Raw genomic sequence first — 13,424 nt, 5'->3', positions numbered from 1 at the left:
CCTGTAGTTACCTGCGCGGAGGTATTGCTTGCCGCGGATTCCGGCCAACCCGGAAGAACACGCGAGGGAGAAAGTGATGAAACCACGCATCCGCCTGGCCGCCGCTGCGGCCTTGTTGACAGTCTCGGGACTCATCCTTTCAGGATGCACGACGCCTCCCTATATTCCTCCAAGTCAGTATGATCCCACATCCATCGGTTCGGCACCGCAGTCCTTGCCCACGCCGGCGGCCCAAGACCAAGGCCCCACGGAATCCGAACAGATCCAGGACGCCAGGGCCCTGGCAGCGGGCTACGACTACGCGGGGGCCAAAAAGGCAGTGGCAGGACTGGAAAGCCAGGAAGCAGGCGCCGCACGCGCCGACTTCGCAGAGGCCAAGGCCAAGACCGTTATCTGGGAAGACAACTCGAACATCTCCCACCTCTTTGTCCACTCGCTGGTCGTGGACACCAAGCGCGCCTTTGACGGGGATGACCGCCAGCAGGGCTACCTGGATTACATGGTGACCTTGGACGAGTTTAAAAAGATGATTGCAGAGCTATACGAGCGTGGGTTCGTCCTGGTGAATCCCGCTGACATCGCTGGACTGGATGCCAAGGGAAAAATGAAGTACAGAGACATCCATCTGCCCAAGGGCAAGACTCCACTGGTGCTCTCCGAGGATGACGTGAGCTACTACGAATACATGGACGGCGACGGATTCGCCACGAAGCTGCTCATCGATTCCGACGGCAAGGTCAAGAACGAGTACGTGGACGCCGCGGGCAAGAAACACATCGGAGCCTACGACATGCCACCGGTGATCGATGAGTTCGTGGAGAAGCATCCAGACTTTTCCTACCGCGGGGCCAAGGGCATCCTGGCATTGACGGGTTACAACGGTGTTCTGGGTTACCGGACGTCAACGAGCGAATACGCTGATTCCAAGACTCTGGAAAAAGACATCAAGTCAGCGACCGAGGTTGCCGACGTCCTGAAGAAGGACGGTTGGGTCTTTGCCTCCCATGCGTGGGGGCACATTGACATGGGTAAGAGTTCGGTTCCGCGTGTGAAGAACGACATGAAGCTGTGGGACACAGAGGTGCGCCCCATACTCGGGGACACCGACCAGTTCATCTATCCCTTCGGAGCCGACATTGCCAGCGTCCAGAAATACTCCGGCACGAGGTACGACCTGCTCAAGAAGCATGGTTTTGACTTCTTTTACGGTGTGGACGGCACCACTCCGGCATGGATGCAAAAGGGTGACAAGTACCTGCGCCAGGCACGGATTAACATCGACGGACTGCAGTTCGCCAAGGAGAAACGCGGTGACCGGCCGGTGCTCAAGCACTTCTTCGATGTCAAGGATGTCATCGACGCCGACCGGCCCAAGTCAAAGTAGCGGAACGGATTTACCTGGCGGCAGGAAATTCTTCGCTGTCGATGCTCTTTTGCTGGTGCGAGTTGTAGCGGGTGCCGGCAACCGTTGACTGGTTGATGATTGCCCCGGCCTCGGCTACTTGTTCGGGGGAGAGCAGCAGATCAAGCGCCCTGAGGTTTTCAGCCAAGTGGTCGCTGCGCTTGGTGCCGGGGATCGCATGGACGTGCTCTCCCTGAGCCAAGAGCCAGGCCAGCGACAGTGCCGCGGCAGTGGTGCCCAGGCGGTGGGCCATGAGGGCCAACCGGTCAACCAGCTCGAGGTTGTGGGGGTAGTTTTCCGTTTTGAAGCGCGGCAGGAAGTGCCGGAGGTCTTCGGACGGCAAGGAAGCAGGATCGCGCATGTTTCCTGAGAGATACCCTCGGTACAGCGGAGAGAACGCCACGAATGCGGTGCCCAGCGCGGCACAGGTATCGAGTATTCCAAGCTCCGGGTTGCGGGTGGCCAGCGAATATTCGTTTTGCACTGCGGCAATCGGATGGACCTGGTGTGCGGCGCGCAGCGTGGAGGCCGAGATCTCCGACAAACCGATGCCGCCGATCTTTCCCTCGGCCACGGACTGGGCCAGCGCGCCCACAGATTCCTGGACGGGGACGGTGGGGTCCAACCGGTGCAGGTAGTACAAATCGATGTGGTCGGTTTGCAGGCGTTGCAAGGAAGCATCAACCTCAGCCCGCAGGGTCTGGGGCCGGCCATCGATCTTCCCGCGCCCGTCCACCAGGGTCAGCCCGCCCTTGGATGCCAAGAGATACTCGCTGCGTCGTTTATGCAGGTGCTGCCCGATGAGGTTTTCGCTGCGGTTCGCGCCGTAGAGGGTAGCGGTGTCCAGGTGGTCGACACCTGAATCCAGGACCTCGTTCAGCAGTCGTCCGGCCTCCTGGTCGGTGGGGAATTCGGAGTAGCCATGGGTGATGTTCATGGCGCCGAAGCCCAGAGGGTTGACGTTCCTAGAGGCCAATACGCGAGTTGTCATGGCTTAATGTCTAGCATGCACTGCCGGACGCCCGGACATTGCGGTTAATCATTGTGTCGTTCCGAACAGTACAGCGACCCATATCAAGCACCCAGTGCCAGGAAGGCCCCGAGCTGGGCGAATGCTTCCGGCGTGCTTGGCAAAAAGTGCGTCAGGGCGGGGGAGCGCACGATCACTGCACGCCATTGTCCACGCGAGACCGCGACGTTGATCCTGTTGCGGTTTAACAGGAAGTCAATGCCGCGGGCGGCGTCGTCCGCGGAGGAACAAGCCATGGACACGATCACCACCGGGGCTTCCTGTCCCTGGAACTTGTCAACGGTCCCGATCCTCACTTCTTCGAGCCCGACGGCATCGAGTTCGGTGCGCAACAGGTTGACCTGGGCGTTGTAGGCAGCGACCACCAGGACATCCTCGGCGCAAAGCAACCGCGGTTCCTTGCCTTCACCATCGACCCAGGACAGGCCTACGTGGGCGCGGACCTGGTTGATGACTTCGTGCGCCTCTTCCACTGATTGGGTCGTGTTGCCACGGTGGTCAACCAAGGCGGTGCTGACCCCGGCGGGTAGTTGGGACAGTGACCGTTTGGAAGCTGCCGCTGCTGAATGCAGTTTGGAGGAATAGCTCAACGCGGAGACCTTTGCGCACAGCCGAGGATGCATGCGCCACGAATCTGCCAGGAAATAGCCCAGTTCCCCGGGCAGGGTGGGATGCCCGGTGCTGAGCCAGCCAAGTGCCGACTCATCGACCGGTTGGGGGTGGGACCCCTGGGTAACCTGCGGAAGCTGCTGCGGGTCACCGAGCAGCAACAGCCGGGTGGTGGCGCGGGAAACCGCCAACGTGTTGGCCAGCGAATACTGGCCTGCCTCGTCGATGACCAGTAAATCCAACGAACCCTCCGGAACCCTCTTGCCGGTCATCGTCCACGCGGTGCCGCCGATCAGGGCCCCATCCGGAGAATCCAGCAGTTCCTGGACCGCGTCGTCGGTGGTGCCGGACCATGGGACCTGGGACTTGTCCCCGGCCTTGAGTTTTTTGGCGACCTGTTCGGGGTGCACCCCGGCATTGGTGATGGCCTTGGTCAATACATTGTCGATGACTGCATGTGACTGCGCCACCACCCCGATTTTCCACCCTCGCTTCACCAGCGCGGCAATCACGTGGGAGGCTACAAAGGTCTTTCCGGTGCCCGGAGGTCCTTGGACGGCGAGGTACGAGTGGTCGAGGTCGGCCAGGGCCTCGACGATGGCGCCGACCATGTTGGGCTGGCCATTGACCAAGGTGGGCGTCGGCGGGGCGGGGAGGGTCTTGAAGCGCGGGGCCGCCTTGCGCAGGATGTCGATTCCCGGATGCTTGGGCAGCGAGGGAAGTGCGCCGCCAACGGTCCGGGCGAGCTCTGCCAGCGCCTCGCGCAGGGACGTGGTGTTGATGGGTTGGTCGGGGGTCAGCGCCACCGGCAAGGTGCCGAAGGGTGCGACTTTCTTGCTGGATTTTTCGGCAATGAGGAACCGGTCCCCGTTCTCCCTCACCACCGCGTTGAACAGGCCGGCACGCTGCGCGTTGCTGGGCTCCAGCTCCGGTGGCAGCGGTGCGCCATACATGGCGAACCACGCGCTGCCGATGCGGAAATCCGAGCCCTCGGCCATGGTGCCGGAAAGTTCGGTGAGGCGGGTTTCGACCTGGGCCCGGGCCGATGCCTTGTGCCAGTCCTCGATGACCTGGGCGTCGTGGACGAGGAAGACGTTACGGGTGTCGGCCCAGGAATCGAAGGGAGCGTCGAGCCTGTCGAAGTGTTCCCACCAAAATTGCTTGGCTTCGCGGCGGTGGTAGCCGGTGGCTGCGGCGACCATGGCGATGGCCCGCTCGTCGTTTTCCAGGATCCTGTCTTGTGGCAGGGATTGGAGGTATTCGCGCAAGGCGATTTCCTCGGGACTCGGCTCAACGTCGTCGAGGCCGGGCAGTGGCGCTTCGTCCACCCATTCGGCGCGCGGTTCGTGGGGGACAAGGGTTTGCAGCCAGTCGCGCAGCCGCAGGGTCGAGAGGCAGTCGTATTCGTTGTAGTCGCGGATGGACTCCAGGATCCGTGCAGCCAATACCTGATCGGCGCCGAGCTGCTCGCAATACTTGGCGTAGGCGACCACGGAGGCTCCGGCATCCAGCACGTCCCCGCCGCGCAGGTGCTCGCCCATGTAGAGCGGTTCAAGCTTCTTGATGGAGTAGGAGCGCTCGGAGATCAGCAGCGAGTGGCGGACGGTGTCATAGAGGTCGATGAGCAATCCGTCGCGCAACCACTGGTCAATGGTTTCCTCGCAGACCACATGGCGCAGCGACAGGTTCCGCAAGGCACTCTTTTCGTAGGGAGCGTAATGATAGATCTTCATCTTCGGGAAGATGGCCCTTCGAGCCTCGACGTATGCGACGAAGTCGGTGAAGGCCTTGTGTTCTTCCCCCCGGGAATGCGCCCAGAACGGCTTGAACACCGGTTCAAGTGTGTCGATCTCAATGACACCGAAGAGATATTCCAGGCCCCAGGAACCATCGAAGGGATCCTGCCACAACGGGTCTCCCTCGAAATCAAAGAAGATGTCTCCGGCGTCGGGTTCCGGGAGCCGGGAAATGGTTTGGCCCGCGTTGACCTTGTATGCGACTCCGCCAATGGTCCCGTCGGTGGCCGCGAGGCCGACCTGCATGCGCGCCTGTTCGGCAAGCTTGCGGTGCGGATCGTGTGCCTTGGTGTTGCTGGCAGCAAGCTCGTCGATGGTGGTGATCCCGGCTTCGATGAGCTTCTTGCGCTTGCCCGTGCTCATCGAAGCCACCAGCAGCAGATCCCGGTGCGCGGCCACCTGCTCGGCGCAGTAGTCGCAGCGGCCGCAGGCGAGGAGCCCCTCCTGGCCCCAGATGACCGGTGTGCTTGCTGCGCGGTGGGCGCCGGTGAGGGTCTTGAACCGGGCGCGGCGGTCCTTGAAGACCGGCAGCAATTCATGCATTTGGTGCACCGAATGCTGGTTGTCACCGAGAACCAACGTGGTCTTCTTGGCCACCGGGATTCCCGCGGCCATGAGCTGGTCGCCGTATGCGGCAAGCTGGAGCAGGGCGGTGACGCGTGCATGGCGGGCCAGTTTGGTGTCCCAGACCTCGTAGGAGCCGTCCTCCTTGCGGATCAGGAAGTCGGCAAAGCCCACGAATTCCCCGTCAAAGAAGGTTGCCTGGAAGACCACGTCCGCTCCCTTGAGCAATGCTTGGTGGGTTTCCTGGTGGGCGGCCACCAGCGAGGGGCGGTCGCCGCGGACCCCTGCGGCAAGCATCTTGACCCCGCGGCCCGTGGCCGGATCGTAGTCGCCGAACTTCTCGATCAGCTGCTCAAGCACCTTGTGTTCGTGGGCGTCACCCAACACCGCGGTGCGTTGAAGCATCTCGTCGGTCCCGAAGTCTGGCCTGGTGCTTCGTCCGAGCCGTTCGTCCAGCTTGCGCAGCGAGGCAAACTCGCAGCCGGCAGCCAGGACAAGGTCCGAGGCGGAGTAGATCAAATCTTGATCGAGGAAAAACACGGGACGGGTGCTCCTTTGGGTTTGGCTTAGCTTCGAAACTAGCACCCGGGAGCCACTGATTGTTTTTGCTGCAGGGCTGGGCCCCTGCTGGTGCCCAAACAGGCCCCGGCACGTGGTGCATGCCGGGGCCTGTTTCGCGGTGTGCGGCTAGTTGCGGACCTTGACGGCACGCAGCTTTTCGGCGACTTCGATGGCGTCGGCGGTGGGTGCCGTCGACTTCTTGTCCGGCTGGGCAACAAAGAGGTAGAGCGCCCCGGAGCCTGCCACCACGGCCAGTCCGATAAGCACGATCCAATCGGCAACGAAGTCACCGGTGTCGCCCGGCCTGGCCAGCAGGACCATGGCGAATAGTCCGTAGGCCAAGGCAAGGATGTTCACGATGAAGCCGGCGGAACCCAGGCTGAATGGTCCGGCGGGCTTCCAGCCCTTGAGTCGCTGTCGCAGTGCGGCCAGGACGACGGCTTGGAAGGAGACGTAGATGCCCAGGATCGCAAAGCTGGTCACCTGGGTGAGCAGCGCTTCGGAACCGAAGTAGATCATGATGCAGATCAGCAGTGGAATGGAGCATGCCACGACCAGGGCGTTCGTCGGGACCTTCGTGGTTGGGGAAACCTTGGAAAGCCACTGGTGCCCGGGGACCATTCCGTCGCGGGCGAAGGAGTACATCAGGCGGGAAGCTGCGGCCTGCAGCGAGAGCACGCAGGAGAGGAAGGCGGTCAAGGCGATAACCAGGAAGATCTTCGCGTCCACCGGACCCAGGGTGGACTCGAGTATCGCGGGGATGGGGTCTGCATCATCGCCGTTGACGATCGACTGCAGGTCCGGGGCCGCCAGGACGTATCCTCCGAAGGACAGTAGCGCGGAGATGCCTCCGATTAGGATAGTCATCATCATGGCCGTGGGAATGCGGCGTGCAGGGTTGCTGACTTCCTCGGCCACGTCTCCGCAAGCCTCGAATCCGTAGAAAAGGAAAAGCCCAGCCAAGGCCGCACCCATGAAAGCCGCCGAGTAGCTGCCCTCGCCCTCGACGCCCATGGAGTCAAGGAAGATGCTGAAGGGTTGCTTGCGGGCAAAGACCAACAGGTAGAGCCCGACGGCGATCACGCCAATGAGCTCGGCGGCAAGCCCGATGCGGGCCACCCGGGCCAAGGTCTTGGTGCCGGTGAAGTTCAGCACCAGCGCAACAAGCAGCAGGGCGACGGAGAAGATGAACGTGGTGCCACGGGTAAGTTCAACCCCGAAGGTGCTGGCAACGAAGCCGGATCCGAATTGAGCCACGGCGGTGATGGTGACGACCATGGCCCAGATGTAGATCCAGGCGGCCATCCATGCGTAGCGGCGACCCCACAGGCGTCTTGTCCATGGATAGATGCCGCCGTGGATGGGGTACTGGGAGACGACCTCGCCAAAAACCATGGAGACGAGAAACTGTCCTCCGGCCACGATCAGGATCCAGAAGATCGAGGGTGGGCCACCGGTCGACAGTGCGATGGCGAAAAGCGAATAGACCCCGACCAAGGGGGAAAGGTAGGTGAAGCCGAGGGCAAAGTTCGCCCATAGGGACATGGAGCGCTCAAAGGATTGCTCGTAGCCCAGGACGGCGAGGTGATTGCCGTCTTCGATGTTTTGGTTGCTCATGGCGTGTCGGACCTTCGGTGGCTGCAAGTGGGACATGGCGTGGATCCACAGCCTGCGCAGCGCTTTGGGTCCACCTCGTGACCATCGTCACAACAGCTAGACTACACGCATATCATCCTAAGTAGAATGATTACTTTCCGCGGTTGTCACCAAGAACGGTGTTCCCGGAACCGGCTGGCCCGTAGGGCCCTTCAGCCGGGCACCCAGGTCCCAGTCGTCGGCCGTTGAAACCACGATGCGCCCGGTGGATGTCACCAGTGCCGCAGGTTCGGGGATGGTGCGCAGGATGCGCAGGACCTCTGGCTCGATCCGCCGCACCAAAACGTCAAGTCCCACGATGCCGAGGCGGCCAGTGACCACCGGGGTGGTCAGGGTGAGCATGTAGTCGCAGGTGCACAGATGGTCGACGTAGGGGCCGGTGATATGCCGTGAGCCGGTGGACTCGGGGACCGAGTACCACTCCAGGGAGCTGAAGTCGCGGAGGTAGTCGGCGTACTCCCGCGAGGCGAGGTCCAGCCGCGTGACTTCGGTGGTCGTGCCCAGCAGCGGGTTCTCGGCCAATGGCCCGAGCCACCAGGCGAAGTGCATGGCTTGTGCACTGCTGGCGCCGGGGGCAGTGGGTGCTTCCGGGCCGCCGATGTAGCCCGCGCCCACCACCGTGGCTTCCTCGGCCATGAGTAGGTCCTGGACAAATCCGAGGACTATGCCATCGATGTCGAGGCCGCTCTCCATGCCGTGTTCCACGTGGGTACGAAGTTGATCGAGAGTCGAGAAGTACTTGTTGAAAAGAATGCCGAGCAGTTCAGCGGTCTCCTGGGCGGGGTTCATGTCGCGCGCTCCAATCGTTCCTTGGTCTTGAGCAGCCAAGTGGTCAGCACCTTCAATTCATCGCGTACCGTGCGGCGTGCCCGTTCGCCATCCCCTTCGGCGATGGCCTTGGCGATCCGGTGGTTGCGCTCGTTCACTGCGTCGCGGATTCCCCCGTCCCCGAGTCCCAGCCATAGGAGTTGGCCGAACTCCGCCTGGAAGCGGATTTGCTCCCGCACCAAGCGCGGGGACTGTGAGATCACCGCAATCTCCAGCAGGAAGCCGCCCTGGTTTCGGGCGGCGGCTTGTGCCGAGGAGAAGTCGGCGCCGCAGAGCCACGCGGTCAGCCTCGCTGATTCCTCCGGCGAGGCCAGCTCGGCTGCCCGTTCAGCTGCACCGGAGCACAATGTGGACCCGTAGGTGCCCACGTCGGCCAGTTCGATGCGCGAGATGCCGCGCAACCGGGCAGTGAGCACCTGCTCCGGCGTATTCTTGGAGGCCAGAACGAAGGATCCCCCGTCCCTGCCGCGCCGGGTCTCGACCAGGCCCGCCTGCCTGATTTCACTCAGCGCTTCGCGGGCCGTGACCAGTGCCACGCCAAAGCGCTTGGCCAGCTCCGCCTCGGTGGGGAGGCGCTCGCCGGGTGAAATCACGCCGAGCAGGATGGCATCGGTAAGGCGCCGGGCCACCTGGGTCGAACGCGCCGCACCATCCAGTGGAGTGAAGACGGCGCTGCGCGGCCCTCTCGGCGTGGAGAGGCTTTGGGTCATGGCCCCAACTCTATCTGGATGGTTGGCAACGCATGTGGCCGACGGAACAAGCCAAATTACTTAACTAGGTTATATAACTGGGTTATGCTTAGTTCATGTCTTCCGAACTCGGCCCGGTCCTTTTCAAGCTTCTGGCAGCCACGCACCGTCTCTCACGCAGCGCCGCTGTGCGCCTGGACCACGGGCTCTCCGCTTCCCACTACCGGACCCTGGGAATCCTGCGCGACATCCAGGCCATGCGCATCGGCCAACTGGCCGAGCAAAACCGCATCTCGCAGCCCGGAATGACCAAGGTCGTGGCCGCCCTTGAATCCCAGGAGCTGGTCGCACGCGTCCAGGACCCCGAGGATTCACGGGCCTGGCTCATTGAAATCACTAACGCCGGGCGGGAATCACTCATGCGCCGCGGCAAGGACCTGGCCATGGTGCTCAAGGATGACTTCATCAACCTCACCGAGGAAGAGATCGCCGTGCTGGCCCAGGCGGCGCAGATCCTCGATTCCCTACCCGCTGCAGAAACCGGAGACAGCAAATGAAACAGCCCAAAGCCGTATGGGCGGTCGCCTTTTCCTCGATGATTGCCTTCATGGGCATCGGACTGGTTTCCCCGATCCTGCCAGCAATCACCGAAGAGCTCGGCGCAACGACCACCCAGACCTCGCTGTTGTTCACCTCGTATCTGGTCATCACCGGTGTGGCGATGTTCTTCACCTCGTTCATTTCATCCCGCATCGGGGCACGCAAGACCCTGATGATCGGGCTGACGATCATCGTGCTCTCCTCCTTCGGGGCAGGTGCCTCGGGAACCATCGAAGGCATTATCGCCTTCCGCGCCGTCTGGGGACTGGGCAACGCGATGTTCATCTCCACCGCCCTGTCCACCATCATTTCCGAATCCAACGGAAACCCGGCCTCGGCCATCATCCTCTACGAGGCGGCACTGGGAATGGGCCTGGCCATCGGGCCGCTGGTTGGCGGGGTGCTGGGCTCCATCGCGTGGCAGGCCCCGTTCTACGGCACCTCGGTGCTGATGACCATGGCATTCATCCTGCTGGCCGTGTTGATGCGCGGACCGGCGATCGCACCGATTCCCACAAACTTCGGCGCTCCGTTCAAGGCCTTGGCCAACCCCGCCCTGCTGGTCATGGCGCTGGTTGCTTTCTTCTACAACGTCGGTTTCTTCGTGATCATGTCCTTCACCGCCTACCCGCTGCACTTCACCGCCATGGGCATCGGTCTGGTGTTCACCGGGTGGGGCACCGGCCTGGCGCTTACCTCGGTCTTCGGCGCGCCGGCGCTGACCCGGATATTCAAGCGGACCACCGTGCTGATCGGGACGCTGGTGCTGCTCAGCGCTACGCTCGTGCTTTTCGCCGTGCTGATCGACTCGCCCAAGGCCCTGGTGGTGATGATGGTGGTGGCCGGCCTTGAACTGGGCATCATGAACACCGTGCTCACCGAGGTGGTCATGGAAGCCACCGATCTGCCGCGCTCGGTGGCCTCAAGCAGCTACTCCGGCATCCGTTTCCTGGGCGGCGCCGTTGCCCCGCCGGCGGCAGCGGCCCTGGCGGTGGCCAGCACGATGGCGACCCCATACATCATGGGTGCGGCCTCCGTGGCGCTGGCGGCGATCCTGATCGCCGTCTTCAAGTCACACCTGGCCCACGTGGACCGGCATGAACCCACCGAGGTCGGCGAGGCCGTCCTGGAGGCGGCGGCGATCACTGTAGGGGATAGCTAGCATCCTTGATGGCTGACTCGACCCGGGTGTACGCATCGCGCGCAATGGCCTTCCAGAAGCGCAGTGCAGCACCCGGGTTTTCGGCTTCCAGCGCGGTGATCGCCTCGGCGGAGAGCACCTTGAGGTGCAGCTGGCCCATCGAGGTGACCCGGGTGGACTGCTCGCCGTCCGAACCCAGCGCGATCTCCCCGAAGGTCATGCCGGCCGAGAGGGTCGAATGCCGCACCGGCTTGCCCTCTTGGACGCTGGAAGTGAAGACCTTGCCGCTGAGGATGAAGTACACGCCGCCGAATTCCTGGCCGGTGCGGCGAACGATCCGCCCGTCTTCGATCCGGGTCTCTTCCATCAGCGATTCAAGCAACGCGATGTCTGCTTCGTCCAGGGGCGCCAGCGCGGCGAAGTCGCGTACCGCGACCTTCTCGGGCATCATTTCGGGGGTGCCGTGGCGCTGCAGCAGCGTTGACTGGGCCCATTCGACGGCATTGTTGCGGCTCGAGAAGGAGCGCAACGACTCAAGGGCCTCGAAGTGCCTCTCCTGCACCAATGCCAGGGTGCGGCCCTCGGCAGTGAGTTCGCGGTGCAGCTGGAGAATCATTTCCACGGCGATCGTGTCCACCTCGTCGACCCGGCGCAAATCCAGGATCACCAGTTCCACCCACTCATCGAGCTCGCTGACCTCGCGGACCATCGACTCGGTGCCGGCAAAAAGCAGATCCCCGGCCAGCTCAATGATGTGTGCGCGCTCGCCGAACTCCTCCAGCAGGTTCTCCGCGGCCTCGGTATGGCGGATGTGTGAGGGGACCTGGGTGATGTCGTAGTTCTCCCGGATCGCCGAGCGGCCGAGCCGGGCGGCGCGCACGAAGTGCAGCCCCATGTCGGAGCTGATCCTCTCGCTGGCGGCGACCCCGCGCACCGAGGAACCGTGCTCATCCAGCGCGGGGGAGTAGATGGCCAGGCCAAGCTGGCCCGGAAGCACCGCGATCAGCCCGCCGCCCACACCGGACTTGGCGGGCAACCCCACCGCGGCGATCCAGGCCCCCGCATCGTCGTACATTCCGCAGGTGGTCATCACCGAGAGCGTGCGCTGCACGGCGTCCTTGCTCATGACCTGCACCCCGGTGGCCGGCTGGGTGCCGCCGTTGGCCAGGGTCGCGGCCATCAGGGCAAGGTCATGGGTATTGACCATGACCGAGCAGGCGCGGAAGTAGTCCTCCAACACCGGGGTCGGGTCGGTTTCGATGATGTCGAAGGAACGCAACAGGTAGGCAAGGGCACGGTTGCGGTGACCGGTCAGCGCCTCGGAGGCGTAGAGCGATTCGTTGAGTTTCAGCCTCCGCCCGGCGGCTGCGGAGAAGTGGTCGAGGATGCGTTCGAACCGCGGGGTGTCCCGGTCCCGTATCAGCGAAATCGTGGTGATCGCCCCGGCGTTGATCATGGCGTTTGCCGGGCGGCCGGTGTTCCTGGCCAAGGATATCTCGTTGAATGCATCGCCGCTGGGCTCCACATCGATCTTCTCGTCAACCGCGTCCAGGCCGATGTCGTCAAGGGCCAAGGCATAGGAGAACGGCTTGGAGATGGACTGGATTGAAAATTCCAGCTCGGCGTCCCCGATTTGGTAGACGTGCCCGTCGACGGTCGCCATGGCGATGGCGAACTTCGAATTATCGGCGTCGGCCATCGCCGGGATCCCTTGGTAGGTGGTCCCGGCCGAAAGGCCGACCAAATCGTCATACAGGTCGGCGAGGTAGATGTCGATGGGGGAGCGCATGACTCCTAGCCTAGGGGGTCGGTGCCCTTCGTGTCCGCGATCGCCATGATTGGTTTGGTGGTCAGCGCCTGTCCGATGGCCGCGCCCAGGATCTTGGCTCCCTCGATGTTGGGGTGGATCCCGTCGTCGCTCAGCCCGGCAAGAAACGTGTTCGACTCGCTGCGCAGACCCGCGGCCGCATCCACGAAAACCCAGCCCCGCTGCTCGGCGAGGCTCCGCAGGAAGTCGTTGTACGCAAGAGTCGACTGAACCGCACCGTCACGCGGAGGGACGCTGCTCAGCAGCACCATCGGGGCCTGAACGATTCCGGGAAGCCGGGTCAGGTTCGCGGAAATCGTCTCGTAGCCGGTGCCGTGGGCCAGGTCGTTGGTGCCGGCCAGGATGACCAAGGCGTCGGCTTTGCCGTGGCGCAGGGCCGCGGCCATGTCTCCGCTCTGTGCCCCGCCCAATGCCCATCCGCCGGTCCAGGCCAGGGACTGGGGGGCGCCGGGGGCGTTGACGAAATTAACCCACGACGACTTGCCGAGCTTTCCCGAAGCCACAGCGCGGCTGCCGGCGGCGGTGATCGAATCCCCGGCGACCATGAAGGTCACCGCAGCGTCGCCCGCGGGCACGGCAAGGGCCTGCGGTACCGGTTGATCGGCGTGCGGTCCCCCGCTGAGGCCCAGCAGGCCGGCGAAGACAGTCATGGATGCGAGTACGAGCAGGGTTTTGCGAGATCCCATTTTTTGCCCCTTTCAGCATTAAGCCTAGTGGGCG

General features: G+C 63.1%; 10 protein-coding genes. 3 read left to right on the top strand and 7 right to left on the bottom strand.

Annotated elements, in window-relative coordinates; translation table 11 throughout:
• Positions 1–76 precede the first annotated feature (76 nt).
• The gene (locus tag ABEA12_RS01280; protein ID WP_210101853.1) at positions 77–1,384 is read left to right on the top strand and encodes a polysaccharide deacetylase family protein; all 1,308 of its coding nucleotides are present in this window, start codon (positions 77–79) and stop codon (positions 1,382–1,384) included.
• Positions 1,385–1,394: 10 nt separating this feature from the next.
• On the opposite strand, the gene ABEA12_RS01275 is transcribed toward ABEA12_RS01280, so the two are convergent.
• The 5 genes from ABEA12_RS01275 to ABEA12_RS01255 all read right to left on the bottom strand — a co-directional run bounded on the left by ABEA12_RS01275 (position 1,395) and on the right by ABEA12_RS01255 (position 9,156).
• A complete protein-coding gene (locus ABEA12_RS01275; protein ID WP_210101852.1) occupies positions 1,395–2,393 on the bottom strand; it encodes an aldo/keto reductase in 999 nt (332 codons plus the stop codon).
• 83 nt (positions 2,394–2,476) lie between these two features.
• Positions 2,477–5,941, bottom strand: a complete 3,465-nt coding sequence (locus ABEA12_RS01270; protein ID WP_210101851.1) for a TM0106 family RecB-like putative nuclease — start codon at positions 5,939–5,941, stop codon at positions 2,477–2,479.
• Positions 5,942–6,088: 147 nt separating this feature from the next.
• A complete protein-coding gene (locus tag ABEA12_RS01265; RefSeq protein WP_345465927.1) occupies positions 6,089–7,579 on the bottom strand; it encodes an APC family permease in 1,491 nt (496 codons plus the stop codon).
• 117 nt (positions 7,580–7,696) lie between these two features.
• Positions 7,697–8,407, bottom strand: a complete 711-nt coding sequence (locus tag ABEA12_RS01260; RefSeq protein WP_210101849.1) for a PDC sensor domain-containing protein — start codon at positions 8,405–8,407, stop codon at positions 7,697–7,699.
• Positions 8,404–9,156, bottom strand: a complete 753-nt coding sequence (locus tag ABEA12_RS01255; RefSeq protein ID WP_210101848.1) for a FadR/GntR family transcriptional regulator — start codon at positions 9,154–9,156, stop codon at positions 8,404–8,406. The genes ABEA12_RS01260 and ABEA12_RS01255 overlap by 4 nt, the downstream gene beginning before the upstream one ends.
• A gap of 95 nt (positions 9,157–9,251) precedes the next feature.
• On the opposite strand from ABEA12_RS01255, the gene ABEA12_RS01250 reads away from it, so the two are divergent.
• Positions 9,252–9,692 (top strand): MarR family winged helix-turn-helix transcriptional regulator, encoded by a 441-nt coding sequence (locus ABEA12_RS01250; RefSeq protein WP_210101847.1) that lies wholly within the window; start codon positions 9,252–9,254, stop codon positions 9,690–9,692.
• Positions 9,689–10,897: an MFS transporter gene (locus ABEA12_RS01245; protein ID WP_210101846.1), complete on the top strand. Its 1,209-nt coding sequence runs from the start codon at positions 9,689–9,691 to the stop codon at positions 10,895–10,897. The genes ABEA12_RS01250 and ABEA12_RS01245 overlap by 4 nt, the downstream gene beginning before the upstream one ends.
• Here ABEA12_RS01245 and glsA read toward each other — a convergent pair.
• Positions 10,878–12,665: a glutaminase A gene (glsA, locus tag ABEA12_RS01240; RefSeq protein ID WP_210101845.1), complete on the bottom strand. Its 1,788-nt coding sequence runs from the start codon at positions 12,663–12,665 to the stop codon at positions 10,878–10,880. The genes ABEA12_RS01245 and glsA overlap by 20 nt on opposite strands.
• A gap of 5 nt (positions 12,666–12,670) precedes the next feature.
• Entirely contained in the window at positions 12,671–13,390 is a 720-nt protein-coding gene (locus ABEA12_RS01235) for an SGNH/GDSL hydrolase family protein (protein ID WP_210101844.1), read from the bottom strand.
• Positions 13,391–13,424 lie beyond the last annotated feature (34 nt).

It is taken from the genome of Paeniglutamicibacter antarcticus, assembly GCF_039544305.1.
GTDB lineage: Bacteria > Actinomycetota > Actinomycetes > Actinomycetales > Micrococcaceae > Paeniglutamicibacter > Paeniglutamicibacter antarcticus_C.
Note: the sequence above shows the minus strand (reverse complement) of the source record. Positions and strands in the feature narration are given on the sequence as shown.